At 71.0% G+C, this 18589-nt stretch carries 18 protein-coding genes and 1 pseudogene; 15 read left to right on the top strand and 4 right to left on the bottom strand.

The window, feature by feature from the left end:
• Positions 1 to 69 precede the first annotated feature (69 nt).
• The 13 genes from AQJ84_RS01275 to AQJ84_RS01215 all read left to right on the top strand — a co-directional run bounded on the left by AQJ84_RS01275 (position 70) and on the right by AQJ84_RS01215 (position 11487).
• Complete coding sequence (locus AQJ84_RS01275; RefSeq protein ID WP_053192731.1) at positions 70 to 1341, top strand: hypothetical protein; 1272 nt, start codon at positions 70 to 72, stop codon at positions 1339 to 1341.
• A gap of 17 nt (positions 1342 to 1358) precedes the next feature.
• Positions 1359 to 1931, top strand: a complete 573-nt coding sequence (locus AQJ84_RS01270) for a GNAT family N-acetyltransferase (protein WP_030045642.1) — start codon at positions 1359 to 1361, stop codon at positions 1929 to 1931.
• A gap of 127 nt (positions 1932 to 2058) precedes the next feature.
• Positions 2059 to 2142, top strand: a complete 84-nt coding sequence (locus AQJ84_RS44885; RefSeq protein ID WP_310591794.1) for a putative leader peptide — start codon at positions 2059 to 2061, stop codon at positions 2140 to 2142.
• A gap of 128 nt (positions 2143 to 2270) precedes the next feature.
• On the top strand, positions 2271 to 3968 hold the full coding sequence (locus tag AQJ84_RS01265) for a nitrite/sulfite reductase (protein ID WP_053192733.1): 1698 nt from the start codon (positions 2271 to 2273) through the stop codon (positions 3966 to 3968).
• Complete coding sequence (locus tag AQJ84_RS01260) at positions 3965 to 4153, top strand: hypothetical protein (RefSeq protein WP_030045639.1); 189 nt, start codon at positions 3965 to 3967, stop codon at positions 4151 to 4153. The genes AQJ84_RS01265 and AQJ84_RS01260 overlap by 4 nt, the downstream gene beginning before the upstream one ends.
• Positions 4150 to 4857 (top strand): phosphoadenylyl-sulfate reductase, encoded by a 708-nt coding sequence (locus tag AQJ84_RS01255; protein WP_030045638.1) that lies wholly within the window; start codon positions 4150 to 4152, stop codon positions 4855 to 4857. The genes AQJ84_RS01260 and AQJ84_RS01255 overlap by 4 nt, the downstream gene beginning before the upstream one ends.
• Positions 4857 to 5429 carry an adenylyl-sulfate kinase gene (gene cysC, locus AQJ84_RS01250; RefSeq protein WP_030045637.1) on the top strand — a complete coding sequence of 191 codons (573 nt, stop codon included), beginning with the start codon at positions 4857 to 4859 and terminating at the stop codon, positions 5427 to 5429. Before AQJ84_RS01255 ends, cysC begins: the two co-directional genes overlap by 1 nt.
• Entirely contained in the window at positions 5426 to 6367 is a 942-nt protein-coding gene (cysD, locus tag AQJ84_RS01245; RefSeq protein ID WP_030045636.1) for a sulfate adenylyltransferase subunit CysD, read from the top strand. The genes cysC and cysD overlap by 4 nt, the downstream gene beginning before the upstream one ends.
• Before the next feature lie 2 nt (positions 6368 to 6369).
• Positions 6370 to 7704 (top strand): sulfate adenylyltransferase subunit 1, encoded by a 1335-nt coding sequence (locus AQJ84_RS01240; protein WP_053192735.1) that lies wholly within the window; start codon positions 6370 to 6372, stop codon positions 7702 to 7704.
• Positions 7705 to 7927: 223 nt separating this feature from the next.
• Positions 7928 to 9037 (top strand): aliphatic sulfonate ABC transporter substrate-binding protein, encoded by a 1110-nt coding sequence (locus AQJ84_RS01230; protein ID WP_030045631.1) that lies wholly within the window; start codon positions 7928 to 7930, stop codon positions 9035 to 9037.
• A gap of 36 nt (positions 9038 to 9073) precedes the next feature.
• Positions 9074 to 9862: an ABC transporter ATP-binding protein gene (locus AQJ84_RS01225; RefSeq protein WP_030045630.1), complete on the top strand. Its 789-nt coding sequence runs from the start codon at positions 9074 to 9076 to the stop codon at positions 9860 to 9862.
• Positions 9849 to 10733, top strand: a complete 885-nt coding sequence (locus AQJ84_RS01220; RefSeq protein ID WP_030045628.1) for an ABC transporter permease — start codon at positions 9849 to 9851, stop codon at positions 10731 to 10733. The genes AQJ84_RS01225 and AQJ84_RS01220 overlap by 14 nt, the downstream gene beginning before the upstream one ends.
• Before the next feature lie 4 nt (positions 10734 to 10737).
• The gene (locus AQJ84_RS01215) at positions 10738 to 11487 is read left to right on the top strand and encodes a sirohydrochlorin chelatase (protein ID WP_030045627.1); all 750 of its coding nucleotides are present in this window, start codon (positions 10738 to 10740) and stop codon (positions 11485 to 11487) included.
• A 73-nt stretch (positions 11488 to 11560) separates the two neighbouring features.
• On the opposite strand, the gene AQJ84_RS01210 is transcribed toward AQJ84_RS01215, so the two are convergent.
• Positions 11561 to 12160, bottom strand: coding sequence for a TIGR03086 family metal-binding protein (locus AQJ84_RS01210; protein WP_030045626.1), 600 nt, complete (start codon positions 12158 to 12160; stop codon positions 11561 to 11563).
• 104 nt (positions 12161 to 12264) lie between these two features.
• Between AQJ84_RS01210 and AQJ84_RS01205 the strand changes: the two genes are divergently transcribed.
• A complete protein-coding gene (locus AQJ84_RS01205) occupies positions 12265 to 13155 on the top strand; it encodes a transglutaminase-like domain-containing protein (RefSeq protein ID WP_030045624.1) in 891 nt (296 codons plus the stop codon).
• Here the strand turns inward: AQJ84_RS01205 and AQJ84_RS01200 are convergent.
• On the bottom strand, positions 13118 to 13675 hold the full coding sequence (locus tag AQJ84_RS01200; protein ID WP_030045623.1) for a DUF1697 domain-containing protein: 558 nt from the start codon (positions 13673 to 13675) through the stop codon (positions 13118 to 13120). The genes AQJ84_RS01205 and AQJ84_RS01200 overlap by 38 nt on opposite strands.
• Before the next feature lie 361 nt (positions 13676 to 14036).
• On the opposite strand from AQJ84_RS01200, the gene AQJ84_RS01195 reads away from it, so the two are divergent.
• On the top strand, positions 14037 to 16286 hold the full coding sequence (locus AQJ84_RS01195; RefSeq protein WP_053192737.1) for an MMPL family transporter: 2250 nt from the start codon (positions 14037 to 14039) through the stop codon (positions 16284 to 16286).
• A 69-nt stretch (positions 16287 to 16355) separates the two neighbouring features.
• On the opposite strand, the pseudogene mgt reads toward AQJ84_RS01195, so the two are convergent.
• Both mgt and erm read right to left on the bottom strand, forming a co-directional pair.
• Positions 16356 to 17595: pseudogene (gene mgt, locus AQJ84_RS01190) on the bottom strand (macrolide-inactivating glycosyltransferase).
• A 22-nt stretch (positions 17596 to 17617) separates the two neighbouring features.
• A complete protein-coding gene (erm, locus tag AQJ84_RS01185) occupies positions 17618 to 18394 on the bottom strand; it encodes an ErmE/ErmH/ErmO/ErmR family 23S rRNA (adenine(2058)-N(6))-methyltransferase (RefSeq protein ID WP_030045618.1) in 777 nt (258 codons plus the stop codon).
• Positions 18395 to 18589 lie beyond the last annotated feature (195 nt).

The following is an 18589-nucleotide window of genomic DNA, read 5'->3' as shown; positions in this document are numbered from 1 at the left end:
GGCCACCCCACCTGCTCCTCGGTCAACGTACGGATCAGTAGGCGCAGTTGGCCCGCCTCGGGAGGACGAATGAAACACCGCGGGAGACACCGCCGACGCAGGCGGGGCAGGGCGCTTCGCGCCTTCCTGGCCGGGACCGCCCTCGCCCTGACCGGCGCCGCCACCATAATCAGCGCGTCCCAGGCCACCGACGGTGAGGATCCCGGCGGGCTGAAGCCGGTCACCTCGGCGGAGCGGATCGCCTCCCTGCGGCTGCAGGAACAGCTGGTGCCCGAGGCCACCCTCGACCGCCTCGCCTCGACGATGGGCCGGCCGGTGGGCGTGAGCGCGGTCCTCGACGACGCCGACCACAGCCTGCGTGCCGCGGCCGACTGCCCGGCCGAGGACCTCGAGGCACTGCCCGTCGAACCCGCGGCCACCCGGGCCCACTGCTGGGACGCCGCCGACACCCACTCCTGGCGGGCGGGGGCGGTCACCACCTCCGGCGACGCGGACGACGACGGCCTGTGGGGACGCAACCGTGTGATCCTCTCCGGCTGGTCCCAGAACGCCACGGCGGGCCACGGCATCGCCCGGGTCGCCTTCGTCGACGCGAACGACCTGGACCGTCTCACCTACACCTGGGTCCTGCTCACCGTCCCGGTCGACGGCGGGCGCGACTACCGGGCCCTGGACTCGGACGTCTCCGGCATGGTCTGGTACCAGGACAAGCTGCTGGTCACCGCCTCCGACGGCCTGTACGCCTTCGACATGAACCGCGTCCAGCGCGCGACCGTGGACAGTGCCGCGGTCGGCCGGGTGCGCGGCGGCTGGTCGGCGCACGGCTCCCGGTACGTACTGCCCGCCGTCGGCTCCTACCGGCCGGCCGGCACCGACGCCGACCGCCCCACGGGCCTCTCCCTCGACCGCAGCACCGTCCCCGACAGCCTGGTCGCGAGCGGGCGGGCCCCGGCGGACGGCGACGGCCCGGCCCTCCTGTGGCGCTACTCCTTCGGCACCGACCCGGCCCGTTCCGGACTGCCGGCCACCGACTTCGCCGGGCGCGTGGACGCCACCGAGGCGTACGAGGCCAAGGCGGACGACGTCGGCGGCGTCCTGTCGTACCGCTCCGAGTGGTACCTGAGCCGTGCCTCCGAGGAGCGGGACGGGCGCGGCACGCTGTGGCGCCAGGACGGCGACGAGGCGCGGGCCACCCGGTGCGGCTCGGAGGACACCCAGCACTGCTGGAGCGCGCGTACGCCGTCGCTGTCCTACTGGGAGGCGACCGGCGAGGTCTGGTCCCAGTCGGGCCGGATGCTGTTCGCGCTGCCGCTGGCCTCGGTCGACACAGCGCTGGGGTAGATGGTTCCCTGGCGGCCATGACCAACATCCCCGTGACCACCTGGTCCCTGGAGCAGACCTCCCCGACCGACCTCCTCCCGGCCGCCGCGCCGGAGGGGGACGTGCGGATCGTGCGCTCCGAGGTCCCCTCCCCCGAGTTCAGCCGCTTCCTGTACGCGTCGGTCGGCGGGGACATCCGCTGGATCGACCGGCTGGGCTGGACGTACGCACGGTGGCAGGAGCACCTGGGCCGTCCCGGGGTGGAGACCTGGGTCGCCCACGACCACGGGACGCCTGCCGGGTACGTGGAGCTGGAGCCGCAGGACGACGGGGTCGTGGAGATCGTCTACTTCGGGCTGATTCCGGCCTTCCGCGGCCGGCGGATCGGCGGGCACCTGCTGTCGTACGGCGTCGCGCGCGCCTGGGACCTCGCGGACCGCTGGCCCGGACTGGCCGCGACCAAGCGGGTGTGGCTGCACACCTGCAGCCTGGACGGCGAGCACGCGATGGACAACTACCTGCGCCGGGGCTTCCAGCTGTTCGACACCAAGGTCGAGGAGGAGCCGGACGTGACCGCGCCCGGCCCCTGGCCGGGCGCCTACCCGTCCTGACCTGGGCCGACAAGACCTCATTCGGTCCATGTGACCGAGAACACCCTTGTCTCACCCTGCGGGACAAGGGTGTCCACATGACGGACGAAGCTGGACTGTGTCCAGATCGCCATGACACGCTTCCGTCATGTCTGGAACTGGAATTGCCTTGGTGAGTCGACGACACGTCGACCTCGGCCGCATGTCCAGCGCCATCTGTCCGGCGCGCTGACGAGCCGCAGCGACACCCGACATTCCTGACTTCCGTCTCCACCTGCGCAAAGACGCGCATGTCCCCCATGCGCCCGCGCGCGCAGGTCAGAGCCGCGTTTCCCGCCTGTCCCGAAGGACGTATCAACCATGGCCGCCACCCCGCAGAAGCCTGCCGCCGCGACTCCCCGCCGCAAGGTGAGCCGTCACCGCGGTGAGGGCCAGTGGGCCGCGGGACACTTCACCCCGCTCAACGGCAACGAGCAGTTCAAGAAGGACGATGACGGTCTCAATGTGCGGACACGCATTGAGACGATCTACTCGAAGCGCGGTTTCGACTCGATCGACCCCAACGACCTGCGCGGCCGGATGCGCTGGTGGGGGCTGTACACCCAGCGCAAGCCCGGGATCGACGGCGGCAAGACCGCGATCCTGGAGCCGGAGGAGCTGGACGACAAGTACTTCATGCTCCGCGTCCGCATCGACGGCGGCCGGCTCACCACCGCGCAGCTGCGGGTGATCGGCGAGATCTCGCAGGAGTTCGCGCGCGGCACCGCCGACATCACCGACCGGCAGAACGTGCAGTACCACTGGATCCGCATCGAGGACGTGCCGGAGATCTGGAACCGCCTGGAGGCGGTCGGTCTGTCCACCACGGAGGCCTGCGGCGACACCCCGCGCGTCATCATCGGCTCGCCGGTCGCCGGTATCGCCGCGGACGAGATCATCGACGGCACTCCGGCCATGGACGAGATCCACAGCCGCTACATCGGCAGCAAGGAGTTCTCCAACCTGCCGCGCAAGTTCAAGACGGCGATCTCCGGTTCCCCGCTCCTCGACGTCGCCCACGAGATCAACGACGTCGCGTTCGTCGGCGTGAACCACCCCGAGCACGGTCCCGGTTTCGACCTGTGGGTCGGCGGCGGTCTGTCCACCAACCCGAAGATCGGCGTCCGGCTCGGCGCCTGGGTCCCGCTGGACGAGGTCCCGGACGTCTGGGCGGGCGTGATCGGCATCTTCCGCGACTACGGCTACCGGCGGCTGCGCACCCGCGCCCGTCTGAAGTTCCTGGTCGCCGACTGGGGCCCGGAGAAGTTCCGCCAGATCCTGCAGGACGAGTACCTCAAGCGTGAGCTCGTCGACGGCCCGGCCCCCGCCCAGCCCGTGGAGCGCTGGCGCGACCACGTCGGCGTGCACCGTCAGAAGGACGGCCGCTTCTACGTCGGTTTCGCCCCGCGCGTGGGCCGCGTGGACGGCGCCACCCTGACGAAGATCGCGGAGCTCGCCGAGGCGCACGGCTCGGGCCGCGTCCGCACCACCGTCGAGCAGAAGATGATCGTCCTCGACGTCGAGGAGACACAGGTCGAGTCGCTGGTCGAGGCCCTGGAGGCACTGGACCTGACCGCCAAGCCGTCCCCGTTCCGGCGCGGCACCATGGCCTGCACCGGCATCGAGTACTGCAAGCTCGCCATCGTCGAGACCAAGGCACGCGGCTCCGCGCTGATCGACGAGCTGGAGCGCCGGATCCCGGAGTTCGACGAGCCGATCACCATCAACCTCAACGGCTGCCCCAACGCCTGCGCCCGTATCCAGGTGGCGGACATCGGTCTCAAGGGCCAGCTCATGCTCAACGACCAGGGCGAGCAGGTCGAGGGCTACCAGGTGCACCTGGGTGGCGCGCTCGGTCTGGAGGCCGGTTTCGGCCGCAAGGTGCGCGGCCTGAAGGTCACCTCCGAGGAACTGCCCGACTACGTCGAGCGCGTCCTGAAGCGGTTCCAGGAGGAGCGCGAGGAAGGTGAGCGGTTCGCCGCCTGGGCGACCCGTGCTTCCGAGGAGGCCCTGTCATGAGCGAGCGAGCCGCCCCCTTCTACTGCCCCTACTGCGGCGACGAGGACCTCCGGCCCAGTGAGGCCCTGGAAGGCAGCCACGGCGCGTGGGAATGCGCGGCGTGCAGCCGCGCATTCCAGTTGAAGTTCCTCGGGCTGCTCGCCCGGGGCCTTCAGCACTCCGACGCAGGGGGAGATCAGATATGACGACGACTCAGGAAGAACGCACGACAGCCGATCTCAAGGAGCTCGCCGAGCGGGCCGGCCGCGAGCTGGAGGACGCCACCGCGCTGGAGATCCTCCAGTGGGCGGTCGACACCTTCGGCCCCCGCTTCTGCGTGACCTCCTCGATGGAGGACGCGGTGGTCGCCCACCTGGCCTCCCGGGTACGCAAGGGCGTGGACGTCGTCTTCCTCGACACCGGCTACCACTTCCCGGAGACCATCGGGACCCGGGACGCGGTCGAGGCCGTGATGGACGTCAACGTCATCACGCTCACCCCGCGCCGGACGGTCGCCGAGCAGGACGCCGAGTTCGGTCCCAGGCTGCACGACCGCGACCCCGACCTGTGCTGCAAGATGCGCAAGGTCCAGCCGCTGGAGGAGGGCCTGACGGCCTACCAGGCCTGGGCGACCGGCCTGCGCCGCGACGAGTCCCCGACCCGGGCGAACACCCCGGTCGTCGGCTGGGACGAGAAGCGCCGGAAGGTCAAGATCTCGCCGATCGCCCGCTGGACGCAGGACGACGTGGACGCCTACGTCGCGGAGCACGGCGTACTGACCAACCCGCTGCTGATGGACGGCTACGCCTCCGTCGGCTGCGCACCCTGCACCCGCCGCGTCCTGGAGGGCGAGGACGCGCGTGCCGGCCGCTGGGCGGGCCGCAGCAAGACCGAGTGCGGACTGCACTGATGACGACCACCCCCGACCTACCCGAGGAGAAGCACGTGACGACCGGAGCCACCGTCTGGCTCACGGGTCTGCCGAGTGCCGGCAAGACCACCATCGCGTACGAGCTGGCCGGCCGGCTGCGCGAGGAGGGCCACCTCGTCGAGGTGCTCGACGGCGACGAGATCCGCGAGTTCATCTCGGCGGGCCTCGGCTTCAGCCGCGAGGACCGGCACACCAACGTGCAGCGCATCGGCTTCCTCGCCGAACTCCTGGCGCGCAACGGCGTCATGGCGCTCGTCCCGGTCATCGCGCCCTACGCCGACAGCCGCGACGCGGTGCGGGGGCGCCACAAGGAGAGCGGGACGGCGTACATCGAGGTGCACGTGGCGACTCCGGTCGAGGTGTGCTCGGAACGCGATGTGAAGGGTCTGTACGCCAAGCAGGCGGCGGGCGAGCTGACGGGGCTCACCGGGGTCGACGACCCGTACGAGGAGCCCCTCTCCCCCGACCTGCGGATCGAGTCGCAGGACCAGACCGTCCAGGAGTCCGCGGCCGCGGTCCACGCGCTGCTCACCGAGAGGGGACTGGCATGACGACGACGACCGCAGCCGAGGTCGAGGAGGGTACGGACGCCCCGTACGCCCTCTCCCACCTGGACGCGCTGGAGTCCGAGGCGGTGCACATCTTCCGCGAGGTGGCGGGCGAGTTCGAGCGGCCGGTGATCCTCTTCTCCGGCGGCAAGGACTCCATCGTCATGCTGCACCTGGCGCTGAAGGCCTTCGCCCCCGCGGCGATCCCCTTCTCGCTGCTGCACGTGGACACCGGGCACAACTTCCCCGAGGTGCTGGAGTACCGCGACCGCACGGTCGACCAGCACGGGCTGCGGCTGCACGTCGCCTCCGTGCAGGACTACATCGACCGCGGCATCCTCAAGGAGCGCCCGGACGGCACCCGCAACCCGCTGCAGACCCTCCCGCTCACCGAGAAGATCCAGGCCGAGAAGTTCGACGCCGTCTTCGGCGGCGGCCGCCGCGACGAGGAGAAGGCCCGCGCCAAGGAGCGGGTGTTCTCGCTGCGCGACGAGTTCTCCCAGTGGGACCCGCGCCGCCAGCGGCCCGAGCTGTGGAACCTCTACAACGGCCGGCACGCCCCCGGTGAGCACGTGCGCGTCTTCCCGCTGTCCAACTGGACCGAGCTGGACGTCTGGCAGTACATCGCCCGCGAGGGCATCGAACTCCCGCAGATCTACTTCGCCCACGAGCGCGAGGTGTTCCGGCGGGCCGGCATGTGGCTGACCGCCGGCGAGTGGGGCGGCCCCAAGGACACCGAGACCGTGGAGAAGCGGCAGGTCCGCTACCGCACGGTCGGCGACATGTCCTGCACCGGCGCCGTCGACTCCGACGCGACCACGCTGGACGCCGTGATCACCGAGATCGCCGCCTCCCGGCTCACCGAGCGCGGCGCCACCCGCGCCGACGACAAGATGTCCGAGGCCGCGATGGAAGACCGCAAGCGCGAGGGGTACTTCTAACCATGAGCACCATCACGACCGAGGAACTCTCGGCCACCACGCTGCTCCGGTTCGCCACCGCGGGCTCCGTCGACGACGGCAAGTCCACGCTCGTCGGACGGCTGCTGCACGACTCCAAGTCGATCCTCACCGACCAGCTCGAGGCCGTGGAGCGCGCCTCGGCGAGCCGCGGTGCGGAGGGCCCGGACCTGGCACTGCTCACCGACGGCCTGAGGGCCGAGCGGGAGCAGGGCATCACCATCGACGTGGCATACCGCTACTTCGCGACCCCGCGCCGCCGGTTCATCCTCGCCGACACGCCGGGCCACGTGCAGTACACCCGCAACATGGTCACCGGCGCCTCCACCGCCGAGCTGACGGTGATCCTCATCGACGCCCGCAACGGCGTCGTCGAGCAGACCCGCCGGCACGCCGCCCTGGCCGCCCTGCTCCGGGTCCCGCACGTGGTCCTCGCCGTCAACAAGATGGACCTCGTCGAGTACAAGGAGTCCGTGTTCGCGGCGATCGCCGAGGAGTTCACGGCGTACGCGCTCGAGCTGGGCGTCCCGGAGGTCACCGCGATCCCGATCTCGGCGCTCGCCGGTGACAACGTGGTGGAGCCGTCCGCGAACATGGACTGGTACGGCGGCCCGACCGTCCTGGAGCACCTGGAGACGGTCCCGGTCACCCACGACCTGAGCCACTGCCACGCCCGCCTGCCCGTGCAGTACGTGATCCGGCCGCAGACCTCCGAGCACCCCGACTACCGGGGATACGCGGGCCAGATCGCCGCCGGTTCCTTCCGGGTCGGCGAGTCGGTCACCGTGCTGCCCTCGGGCCGCGCCTCGAAGATCTCCGGCATCGACCTGCTCGGCAAGCCGGTCGACATCGCCTGGACCACGCAGTCGGTGACCGTCCTGCTGGAGGACGACATCGACATCTCACGCGGCGACCTGATCGTGCCGAGCAAGGACGCGCCGGCCACCACGCAGGACGTCGAGGCGACCGTGTGCCACGTGGCCGACGCCCCGCTGACCGTCGGGCACCGGGTCCTGCTCAAGCACGGCACCCGCACGGTGAAGGCGATCGTCAAGGACATCCCGTCCCGGCTCACGCTCGCCGACCTGTCCCTGCACCCGCACCCGGGACAGCTCGTCGCCAACGACATCGGCCGGGTGAAGATCCGTACCGCCGAGCCGCTGCCGGTCGACTCCTACGCCGACTCGCGGCGCACCGGCTCGTTCATCCTGATCGACCCGAACGACGGCACCACGCTCACCGCCGGCATGGTCGGCGAGTCGTTCGCGTCCCCGGAGCCCGTCAAGGACGCGGCCGAGGACGACGGGTGGGACTTCTGAGCATGAACTCCACCGACTACTACTCCACGTTCGCGAAGGAGGGCGGCCGCGTCGGCAGCGGTGCGCTCGGCAGCGGGCAGGGCGGGGTGGCGCGATGTGTGCGCTGACGTACGCGCACTGCCCGCGCGCCCGCACCCCCCACCGCCGTAGACGAAAACCTGCCGACCTCCCGGCCACGACCTGAAAGACCGTGACCGCCGGGCCAACGAGGGGAACACCTCCCGTGCCTGTCCACCGCTCCACCCTCCTGCGCCGCGGCCTGGCCGCCGCAACCGCCCTTCCGCTGCTCGCTCTCGCCGCCTGCGGTTACGGCTCCGAGGCCAAGGAGACCGACACCGCCCAGGTCGCCGCCGGGGCGAAGAAGATCGACGGACTCGACTCCGTCAAGATCGGCTACTTCGGGAACCTGACGCACGGGACCGCGCTGGTCGCCGCGAACAAGGGGTACTTCCAGAAGGAACTCGGCGCCACGAAGGCCTCGTACCAGATCTTCAACGCCGGCCCCTCCGAGATCGAGGCGCTCAACTCCGACTCGATCGACATCGGGTGGATCGGCCCCTCCCCGGCGATCAACGGCTACACCGCGTCCCAGGGCAAGAACCTGCGCATCATCGGCGGTTCGGCGTCGGGCGGCGTGAAGCTCGTGGTCAACCCGGAGAAGATCAAGTCCCTGAAGGACGTCAAGGGCAAGAAGATCGCCACCCCTCAGCTCGGCAACACGCAGGACGTGGCGTTCCTCAACTGGATCGCGGAGCAGGGCTGGAAGGTCGACGCGGAGAGCGGCAAGGGCGACGTCTCGGTGGTCCGTACCGACAACTCCGTCACCCCGGACGCCTACAAGTCCGGCTCCATCGACGGCGCCTGGGTGCCGGAGCCGACCGCCTCCAAGCTGGTCGCGGCGGGCGGCAAGGTACTTCTGGACGAGGCGGACCTGTGGCCGGACAAGAAGTTCGTGATCACGAACATCATCGTGCGGCAGGAGTTCCTCAAGGAGCACCCGAAGGCCGTCGAGGCCGTACTGAAGGCCGCGGTCGAGGCCAACAAGTGGATCAACGCCAACCCGGACAAGGCGAAGGCCGCCGCGAACGCGCAGCTGGAGGCCGACTCCGGCAAGGCGCTGCCCGCCGACATCCTGGACCCGGCGTGGAAGTCGATCCAGTTCACCAACGACCCGCTGGCCTCCACCCTCAACACCGAGGCGGAACACGCGGTGAAGGCGGGCCTGCTGGAGAAGCCCGACCTCAAGGGCATCTACGACCTCACCCTGCTCAACAAGGTCCTCAAGGCCGAGGGTGAGAGCACGGTCGACGACGCCGGTCTCGGCGCGAGCTGATCGAAGGACCCGATGCGTACCCAGGAGGTGACGACCATGGCCACGACCCTCGCCAAGGCCGCCGACGACACCGCCGCGGCCGAACACGCCGCCCGGATCGAGCACGTCTCGAAGTCGTTCGCGGGCCCCGCCGGACAGCAGCTCGTGCTGGACGACATCACCCTCGATGTCGCGCCCGGCGAGTTCGTCACCCTCCTGGGTGCCTCGGGCTGCGGCAAGTCCACGCTGCTGAACCTGGTGGCGGGGCTGGACAAGCCCACCGTCGGGTCCATCACGACGGACGGCCGCCCGGCCCTGATGTTCCAGGAGCACGCCCTGTTCCCGTGGCTGACCGCGGGCAAGAACATCGAGCTGGCACTCAAGCTCAGGGGAATTCCGAAGAACGAGCGACGTGACAGGGCCGAGTCGCTGCTCGAACTCGTGCGGCTCAAGGGCGCGCACGGCAAGCGGGTGCACGAGCTGTCCGGCGGCATGCGCCAGCGCGTCGCGCTGGCCCGCGCGCTCGCGCAGGAGAGCAGGCTGCTGCTGATGGACGAGCCCTTCGCGGCGCTCGACGCCATCACCCGGGACGTGCTGCACGACGAGCTCACGCGCATCTGGGCGGAGACGGGCGTGTCCGTCCTCTTCGTCACGCACAACGTGCGTGAGGCGGTGCGGCTCGCCCAGCGCGTCATCCTGCTGTCCTCGCGGCCGGGCCGCATCGCCCGCGAGTGGACGGTCGACATCCCGCAGCCGCGCCGCATCGAGGACGCGCCGGTGGCGGAACTGTCCGTCGAGATCACCGAAGTACTGCGTGGGGAGATCCGCCGTCATGGCCAGCACTGACACGACACCGGTCCAGGACACCGGGAGCGTAGAGGCGGGCCTCGACGCGCTGGAGAGCAGGGTCGCCGCCCGGCCGCCCTTCCGGCAGACCTTCCGCGAGAAGATCCTGCCGCCGATCACCGCGATCCTTCTGGTCGTGGTGATCTGGCAGGGGCTGATCTCCCTGAACATCGTCGACGACCCGACGAAGCTGCCCTCCCCCGGCGCGGTGTGGGCCGAGGTCGAGGACGCGTGGCTCAAGGGCACGCTGCTGGACTACATCTGGACGAGCGTCTCGCGGGGTCTGTTCGGTTTCGCGCTCGCCCTTCTCATCGGCACCCCGCTCGGCCTGGTCGTGGCGCGGGTGAAGTTCGTGCGGGCGGCGATCGGCCCGATCCTGTCCGGCCTGCAGTCCCTGCCCTCGGTGGCCTGGGTGCCGGCCGCCGTGATCTGGCTGGGCCTGGAGCCCGAGATGATGTACGCGGTGATCCTGCTCGGCGCGGTGCCGTCGATCGCCAACGGTCTGGTGTCGGGTGTCGACCAGGTGCCGCCGCTGTTCCTGCGCGCGGGACGGACGCTGGGGGCCACCGGCCTGAGCGGCATCCGGCACATCGTGATGCCGGCGGCGCTGCCCGGCTATGTGGCGGGTCTGAAGCAGGGCTGGGCGTTCTCCTGGCGCTCGCTGATGGCCGCGGAGATCATCGCGAAGGCGCCGGACCTGGGTGTGGGCCTGGGCCAGCTGCTGGAGGTGGGCCGCACCAACAGCAGCATGGCGACGGTGTTCCTGGCGATCCTGCTGATCCTGTTCGTCGGCATCGCCATCGACCTGCTGATCTTCAGCCCGCTCGAGCGGTGGGTGCTGCGCAGCCGCGGCCTGCTGGTGAAGGGCTGAGTCCATGCACAGGAAGCCGGTCCGCCCCGTCCTCGTGGTGATCGCCCACGGCAGCCGCGATCCGCGGCATGCCGCGACGGTGCACTCCCTGGTCCGCCGGGTGCGCTCGCTGCGCCCCGACGTGCGGGTGGAGACCGGCTTCCTCGACTTCAACATCCCCTCCGTGCAAGGGGTGCTGGAGTCCCTGGCGGCGGAGGGCGTGCGTGACGTGGTGGCGCTGCCGCTGCTGCTGACGCGCGCGTTCCACGCCAAGGCGGACATCCCGGCGGTCCTGCGGGACGCGCCGTCGCGGCTGCGTATCCGGCAGGCGGAGGTGCTCGGCCCGTCGCCGCTGCTGACCGCCGCGCTGGAACGGCGCCTGTACGAGGCGGGGCTCGCGCCCGCCGACAAGTCCTCGACCGGGGTCGTGCTGGCCTCGGCGGGGTCCACCGACCCGGAGGCGATCGCAGTGATCGCTGAAATCGCGCGGGAGTGGCGGCACACCGGTTGGTGCGCCGTGCGGCCTGCGTTCGCCTCCGCATCCCTTCCCCGCACCGAGGACGCGGTGCGCGAGCTGCGCGCGCTGGGCTGCGCGAAGGTCGCCGTCGCCCCGTACGTCCTGGCCCCCGGCTTCCTGCCGGACCGCATCGCGCGGGGCGCGGCCGAGGCGGACGTCCTGGCCGACGTGCTCGGCCCGGCACCGGAGGTGGCTCGGGTGCTGCTGGCACGGTACGAGGCGGCCCGGACTCCGCTGTTGGCGGCCGTGGGGGCCTGAGGGGCCGTAGAGGGCCTGAGGTCGGGCCCGTCTGCTTCACCCCGGCCCCGAGACCGGCCTGGGCGGTGCGGAACTAGTCGCGCACCGCACGGGACGGCGTGCGGGGGTCCCGTCCGCTCGCGGCGAGCGCCCGCTCGAACACCGGTGCGCTGTCGGGTACCGGTACGGGGTCGGCGAAGCCGTCGTACCGGCGGTAGAGGTCGCCGTGGGTGACGACCACGTCGAAAACCAGCCGCGCCGCGCCCTGCGAGACGCGGAACTCCTGGCCGGTGGCCACGGCGACGTCCCAGCCGTGGACGGCCGTCTCCTTGACGATCAGCGAGACGAGTTCGGGGGCGGGCATCGCGGCCATGCCGAGGTCCACCTCGCCCTCCCACACCGCGGGGTCCGCCCAGGCGGCGACCGCGCGTTCCAGTTGGGCCGCGTACGCCTCCGCCCAGCCGGGGTCGGCGGTGAAGTCGCGGGCGGTCAGTTCCTCGGGGAGCTTCTTGCGCAGGGCGCGGTGCTCGAGACCGTGGGAGGTGTAGAGGACCCAGTGGTTGACCAGGGCGCGGACGTCCCAGTCCGGGCAGTGCGTCGGGTCGTCGAGCCGCGCCGTCGCCACACCGCGCGCCACTCGGGCCGCCTCGGCGGCGCATTCCGTCAGGTACGGATACAGGTCGTCCTTGTTCATGCGTCCCACGCTAGGCAAGGCGCGCCCGGGTCTCTTGAACAAACGCGACAGCCGCTCGCCGACGGGTTGACCTTGCCCCTGGGGCAAGGCCGAGGGTCCCGGGCATGGACCTCTTCGAGCGGTACCTGAAGCAGACGCCGTACAGCGATCCGGGGGACCTGGACACGGGCGCACTGCCCCGTGACCCGGCCCGACTCGCCCTGCTGGTGAGGGATGTGATCATTCATCGGGGGGAGAGCGAGCGCCTCGGTCACCCGATCCCCGAGGACCGGCAGCTGGACGACGCCGAGGCGCGGTACGTCACGGAGCTGCTGCGGATCCTGCGTGAGCGCGGGGACCGGCCGCTCACCGAGAGACGGCCCTACGACGAGCGGTTCGCGGGGACGTGCCGGGACTTCTCACTGCTGCTGTGCGCGCTGCTGCGGGCCACCGGCACGCCCGCCCGGATCCGCTGCGGCTTCGCCGCGTACTTCGTCGAGGGCTACCACGACGACCACTGGGTCACCGAGTACCGGCTCCCGGACGGGAGTTGGCGTCTGATGGACGCCCAGGTCACGCACCCGGCCTACGAGGTGGACATCGACCCGTTCGACGTGCCGAGGGACCGGTTCCTGGTGGCCGGGGACGCGTGGCGGGCGTGCCGGGAGGGCGGCGCCGACCCCGGGACCTTCGGCGTCTGGTTCCACGGCGCCCTCGACGGCCTCTGGTACATCCGCACCAACGTCTTCCTGGACCTCGCCGCGGTCAACGGCGTGGAACTGCTGCCCTGGGACGTGTGGGGAGAGGTCGTCCGCAGCGACGCGGACCTCACCGAGGACGACCTCGCCCTGATGGACGCGGTCGCCGCGGCCCGCACGGACGACGAGCTGCGCCGGCTGTACGAGGACCCGCGGCTCAGGGTGCCGGACGCGGTCATGTCGCTCACCGCCCGCAGCGGTTACCGCGATCACCGGAAGGTCATCCTTGCGGCGTCCGTGTCATCTCCACGAGTCTGACGACGGTGTTCCAGTTCCGGCTGGTGGCGACCACGCCCTTGTTCAGCCGGGGCCGGGACAGCTGCTCGGCGAGCTTGGAGCGGCCGAGGCCCTCCGGGGCGTACAGGTACAGGGCACGGTCGCCGAGCCTGAACTCCTCCGGCAGGTAGGCGGCCTGGTCGATCTCCGCGAAGCGTTCCGCGCCGACGGGCGCGGAGAAGTAGGTGACGTGGAGCTGCTTGGCCTCCAGCTCGGCGGCCGGGAAGGGGCAGGCGTCCGCGACCGCCTTCAGATAGGCGTGATCGCGCACGATGACGTCGACGGGGAAGCCGAAGTGCTTCTCGACGGCCCCGGACAGCTCCGCCGCGAGGGTCTCCTCGTCGCCCTGGTCGCTGGCGAAGGTCGCCTGGCCGCTCTGCAGGTAGGTGCGGACGCCTTCGTACCGGAGGCCTTCCATCAGCGTGCGCAGGTCGGCCATCGGGACCTTCTTCTTGCCGCCCACGTTGATCCCGCGCAGCAGCGCCGCATACGTCGTCGTCATCCGCACACCATAGAGCGGCCGTCGTGCCCCGTGGGGGTGGGCACGACGGCCGCCGCCGCAGGTGCGGACTGCGCGAAACTCTGGCCGATCCGAAGGGCGCGGATCAACCGCTTCACGCACCTGTGACTTATTCAACAAGGTTTTGTAATAACAAATACGGGCGCTGCCGACGGACCGGACACCCCGGTAGATGTAAGGGGCCACTGTCCTCCCCAGTGGGGAGATGCGGTGTCCAAGGGGATGATTCCCGGGCCTCACACCTCACCGGGCAGCACGACGAGATGGCCTTATCCGACCCATACCTTCGAAACGAAAGGTGGCGGCAGGGGGCTGTCACCGCTCACGAGGGGGCAAGCCCATCATGGGGAACGGAGATACACGGGTGCGGGGTCTGGCCGCCCGGGCGGGCGGGTGGAGTGCCCGACACCGATGGGCTGCCGTCGGCATCTGGGTGCTGTTCGTCGTCCTGGCGATGGGGCTCGGTTCCGCGGCCGGCCGGGTCGACGTCAAGGACAGCGACCAGCTGAAGGGCGAGACCCACACCGCCGCCAAGATCATCGAGGACGCCGGGATCGACGAGCCGGCCGGCGAGACCGTACTGATCCAGTCGAAGGACGGCGGCCTCAAGGCCACGGACGCCGACTTCCGCGCCGCCGTCACGGCGGTCGTCGAGGCGGTCGAGGGGACCGGCAAGGTCACGGACGTCACCTCGCCGTACGACACGCAAACCATCTCCAAGGACGGCCGCAGCGCGCTGGTGCAGTTCGACATGCGCGGCGACGCGGAGACCGCGGGTGAGCGGGTCGAGCCGGTACTGAAGGCCGTCGAGGCGGTGCAGAAGGAGCACGGGTCGCTGCGGATCGAGGAGATCGGCGGGGCCAGCATGATGAAGACGTTCGACGACGCGTTCGGGGACGACTTCAAGAAGGCCGAGTACTCCGCGGTGCCGGTGGCCCTCGGCATTCTGCTCATCGCCTTCGGCGCTCTGGTGGCGGCGCTGCTGCCGGTGGCGCTGGCGCTCACCGCGATCATCGCGACGATGGGCCTCATGGGCATCGTCAGCCACTTCCAGCCGATGACCGACGCCGCCAACTCGGTGATGCTGCTGGTCGGTCTGGCCGTCGGCGTCGACTACTGCCTGTTCTACCTGCGCCGGGAGCGGGAGGAGCGGGAGGCCGGACGGGATGCCCAGACGGCCCTGAGGATCGCCGCCGCGACCAGCGGCCGCGCGATCATCGTCTCGGGTGTCACGGTGTGCGTGGCGATGGCTGGCATGCTGTTCACCGGGCTCGCCGAGTTCGAGGCGATGGGCCTGGCCTCGCTGATGGTGGTGGCCGTGGCCATGGTCGGTTCCGTGACCGTGCTGCCCGCGCTGCTGTCGCTGCTGGGCGGGCGGGTCGAGAAGGGCCGCATTCCGTTCCTGGGCCGTCGGCGCCGCAACGGCAACGGCGAAAGCCGGTTCTGGACGGCCGTACTGAAGGGCGTGCTCGCCCGGCCCGTCATCTCCGTCGTGGTGGCGGCCGGCGCGCTGCTCGCGATCGCGGCTCCCGCGCTCGGCATGAAGACCCAGAACCTCACGCTGGACCAGGAGTTCGGCGACTCGCTGCCCATCGTGCAGACCTACAACCGGGTCAACGAGGCCTTCCCGGGCGGCTCCGAGCCGGCCGAGGTGGTCGTGAGGGCCGACGACATCAACGCTCCGGAAGTACGGGCGGCGCTGGCCGACTTCAAGCAGGAGGCGGTCGCCTCGGGTGCCTCGCGCGGCCCGGTCGAGATCAAGCTGCACGACCAGCAGAACATCGCCTTCGTGTACGTCCCGCTGGTCGGCGGCTCCGACCTGGACAAGGCGGGCGCGAGCCTGGACAAGCTGCGTGACGAGGTGCGTCCGGCCACGCTCGGCAAGGTCGACGGCCTGGAGGCACCGGTCACCGGGCAGGTCGCCGGGTCGCAGGACTTCAACGACCAGCTCGCCGGAGCGGTGGTCCCGGTGTTCGCGTTCGTGGTGGTCTTCGCCTTCGCGCTGATGCTGCTGTCGTTCCGCTCGCTGACGATCGCGATCACCTCGATCGTGCTGAACCTGCTGTCGGTGGGCGCGGCCTACGGCATCCTCGTGGCCGTCTTCCAGCACGGCTGGGGCGCGTCCCTGGTGGGTGCGGAGGGCGTCGGCGCCATCATCACCTGGCTGCCGCTGTTCCTCTTCGTGATCCTGTTCGGCCTGTCGATGGACTACCACGTGTTCGTGGTCTCGCGGATCCGCGAGGCGCGGCTGCGCGGCCGTACGACGAAGGACGCGATCCAGCACGGCGTGGTCACCACGGCCGGGGTCGTCACCAGCGCCGCGGTCATCATGGTCGCCGTGTTCGCCATCTTCGGCACCCTGTCCATGCAGTCCATGAAGCAGATGGGTGTCGGTCTCGCGGCCGCGGTGCTCATCGACGCGACGATCATCCGGGGTGTGCTGCTCCCCGCGGTGATGGCCCTGCTCGGCGAGCGCAACTGGTACCTGCCGAAGTGGCTGCACCGGCTGCCGGACCTGACCCACGACGAGTCGGCGGACGCCGTGGCGCGGCCCGTGGTGCGGGACGACGAGGGTGAGCGCCTGGGGGTCTGAACCGCCTTGTGACGGAGGGCCCGTTGGCTACCGGGGAGCCAACGGGCCCTCTTGTGTGCCCCGCTGCCGCTACGCCTGCCGTACCGGCAGCTCGGCCTCGATCAGGTCGGCCGCCCGGCGCGTGCCGCCCTCCCCCGCCATCTGAGCCTGGATGTCCCGCGCCCGACGGGCCACTTCGGGGTCGTCGACGAGAGCGAGGGCGGCCGCCCTGAGGGCCTCGGCGGTCGCCTCCTCGGTGTCGAGGCGGCGGGCGACACCGAGCCCCTGGAGCATGTCCGCGTTGCCGAACTGGTCCACGGCCTGCGGTACGGCGATCATCGGCGTGGCCGTGGCCAGACCCTCCTGGCTGCCGCCCGCGCCGGCGTGCGTGACGAACAGATCGGCCTCCTTGAGGATCGCCAACTGGGGTACCCAGGAGCGCACTTCGACGTTCTCCGGTACGTCCCCCAGGTCGGCCGGGTCGACGTGCCTGCCGATCTGGAGCACCAGGTGCCAGCCCGGCAGCTCGCCGAACGCCCTGACGCACTCCCGGTAGAAGTCCGGCTGCTTGGTGAAGGAGGACCCGAGCGAGACCAGGGCGACCTTCTCGGCGCCGGCGGGCCGCCGCCACTCCCCCTCCGCGCCGCGGTCACCCTGGCAGGCGCCCACGAAGGAGTACACGCCCTCGTCCACCCGGTCGGCGTTGGGCTGCAGCGCCTTCGGGATCAGGACGAGACAGCGGGCGGGGCGGCCCACGAAGTCGTCCGGGTGCAGGGTGACGCCGTTCTCCTCCAGCCAGGCGTGGAAGCGGGCGTAGTAGGCCCGCCCGCGCTCGGTCCGCTTCGGCTCCGCCCACATCGGCTCGGCCACCTCCTTCTCGTAGCCCTCCCAGGCGACGAGGTTCGGCGACAGGGAGACCGCGGGCACGCCCCAGCGGTGGGCCAGGACGCGGGCCGGGTAGGAGGTGATGTCGTGCAGCACGAGGTCGGGCTCGTCCCCTTCGTACGCCTCGATCAGCTGCGGGAGCGCCTGGATCGCGTCGGCCAGGAACGGCTCCACGTTGTCCAGCAGGGTCGTGCCCCATGCCTGTGGGTCGTCGTCGGGCGAGGGCAGGGTGGAGTTCCAGAGCTTCACCTCGGCGCCGGCCTCGGCGACCTTCCCGGCGAAGACGGGCGGAATCGCGTACGTCACCCGGTGCCCGCGCGCGACGAGCTCGCGGATCACCTCGAGGCTCGGGTTCACGTGCCCGTGGGCGGCGATGGAGAACATGGCGATGTGCGAGCGACTGGTCATGTCGTCGACCTTAGGCGAGACGAGACGTCTCGTGCAACCGATGGGGTCGGGGACGACGCTCACGGCACCAGCACCTCGAACAGCCGCAGCCACCGCTGGGGCGCCACCTCGCCGACGAGCACGCCCGGATCCAGGCGCGCGGCACGGAAGGCCGCGTCCACCCGGCGCCTGGGGTGCGCGCGGCACAGTGACGCGTGCAGCGAGCCGCCCACGCCCGAGAACCCCAGCTCCACGAGGTGTCGCCAGCTCCGGTACCCGGCGGCGTCGAGCAGCGGCGTACGGCGGCGTTCGACGCGGATGATCCCGGCGTCCACGCGGGGCACGGGCCGGAAGCTGCGCCGGCCGACCCGGCCCACCAGGCGCCACTCGTGGCGGGGCCAGCTGCGGACCGTCAGGAGGGTCCAGCTCCCGTAGTCCCCGGTGCGCTTGCGGGCGTACTCGAGCTGGGTGAGGAGCGTGGCGTCCGTGAGCGCGGGGGCCCGCAGACACCAGTCGACGATGGCGGCGGTTCGGGAGAAGGGCACGTTGCCGGCGACGGAGAACGGCGTGTGCGGTGGGCGCGCGTCGAGGAAGTCGCCGTCGAGGACGCGCACATGGGGCCGGTCGGTGAAGCGGGCGCGCAGTGCGGGAGTCAGCCGCGGGTCGATCTCGTAGGCGTGCAGCCGTTCGCAGCGGGGTGCGAGCAGCTCGGTCAACGCGCCTTTGCCCGCGCCGACTTCGAGCAGCAGCGGCACCTGCCGTGGGTGCGGTGCGGCCAGTCGGGCCAGGCGGGCGGCGGCGCGGTCGGCGAGGAAGTTCTGCGAAAGCGCGCGGGAAACGTGGGTGGGGCGGGCCATGGCCTGCGGTCCTTGTCGTCCGTGAGGGATACGGGCAGACGAAGGCCCCGACCGGAGACAGGAGGACGGCACGCCGAGCGGGCGCACGGCGGTGCCGAGCGCGCTTCACGGCGTACGTCGGTGCGGGGGCGGCCCCTGACGCGCGGGCGTCAGCGGGCGGTGTCCCCCGGGCCGGTCAGGGCACCGGGGCGGCGG

It is taken from the genome of Streptomyces resistomycificus, assembly GCF_001514265.1.
In the GTDB taxonomy this organism is placed as follows: domain Bacteria; phylum Actinomycetota; class Actinomycetes; order Streptomycetales; family Streptomycetaceae; genus Streptomyces; species Streptomyces resistomycificus.
This window is presented reverse-complemented; position numbering and strand designations above follow the sequence as displayed.

Bases quoted from the DNA above. Each gene is read 5' to 3' on its own strand.
- AQJ84_RS01275 (WP_053192731.1), top strand. From the start codon at position 70: ATGAAACACCGCGGGAGACACCGCCGACGCAGGCGGGGCAGGGCGCTT.
- AQJ84_RS01270 (WP_030045642.1), top strand. From the start codon at position 1,359: ATGACCAACATCCCCGTGACCACCTGGTCCCTGGAGCAGACCTCCCCG.
- AQJ84_RS44885 (WP_310591794.1), top strand. From the start codon at position 2,059: ATGTCTGGAACTGGAATTGCCTTGGTGAGTCGACGACACGTCGACCTC.
- AQJ84_RS01265 (WP_053192733.1), top strand. From the start codon at position 2,271: ATGGCCGCCACCCCGCAGAAGCCTGCCGCCGCGACTCCCCGCCGCAAG.
- AQJ84_RS01260 (WP_030045639.1), top strand. From the start codon at position 3,965: ATGAGCGAGCGAGCCGCCCCCTTCTACTGCCCCTACTGCGGCGACGAG.
- AQJ84_RS01255 (WP_030045638.1), top strand. From the start codon at position 4,150: ATGACGACGACTCAGGAAGAACGCACGACAGCCGATCTCAAGGAGCTC.
- cysC (WP_030045637.1), top strand. From the start codon at position 4,857: ATGACGACCACCCCCGACCTACCCGAGGAGAAGCACGTGACGACCGGA.
- cysD (WP_030045636.1), top strand. From the start codon at position 5,426: ATGACGACGACGACCGCAGCCGAGGTCGAGGAGGGTACGGACGCCCCG.
- AQJ84_RS01240 (WP_053192735.1), top strand. From the start codon at position 6,370: ATGAGCACCATCACGACCGAGGAACTCTCGGCCACCACGCTGCTCCGG.
- AQJ84_RS01225 (WP_030045630.1), top strand. From the start codon at position 9,074: ATGGCCACGACCCTCGCCAAGGCCGCCGACGACACCGCCGCGGCCGAA.
- AQJ84_RS01220 (WP_030045628.1), top strand. From the start codon at position 9,849: ATGGCCAGCACTGACACGACACCGGTCCAGGACACCGGGAGCGTAGAG.
- AQJ84_RS01215 (WP_030045627.1), top strand. From the start codon at position 10,738: ATGCACAGGAAGCCGGTCCGCCCCGTCCTCGTGGTGATCGCCCACGGC.
- AQJ84_RS01210 (WP_030045626.1), bottom strand. From the start codon at position 12,160: ATGAACAAGGACGACCTGTATCCGTACCTGACGGAATGCGCCGCCGAG.
- AQJ84_RS01205 (WP_030045624.1), top strand. From the start codon at position 12,265: ATGGACCTCTTCGAGCGGTACCTGAAGCAGACGCCGTACAGCGATCCG.
- AQJ84_RS01200 (WP_030045623.1), bottom strand. From the start codon at position 13,675: ATGACGACGACGTATGCGGCGCTGCTGCGCGGGATCAACGTGGGCGGC.
- AQJ84_RS01195 (WP_053192737.1), top strand. From the start codon at position 14,037: ATGGGGAACGGAGATACACGGGTGCGGGGTCTGGCCGCCCGGGCGGGC.
- erm (WP_030045618.1), bottom strand. From the start codon at position 18,394: ATGGCCCGCCCCACCCACGTTTCCCGCGCGCTTTCGCAGAACTTCCTC.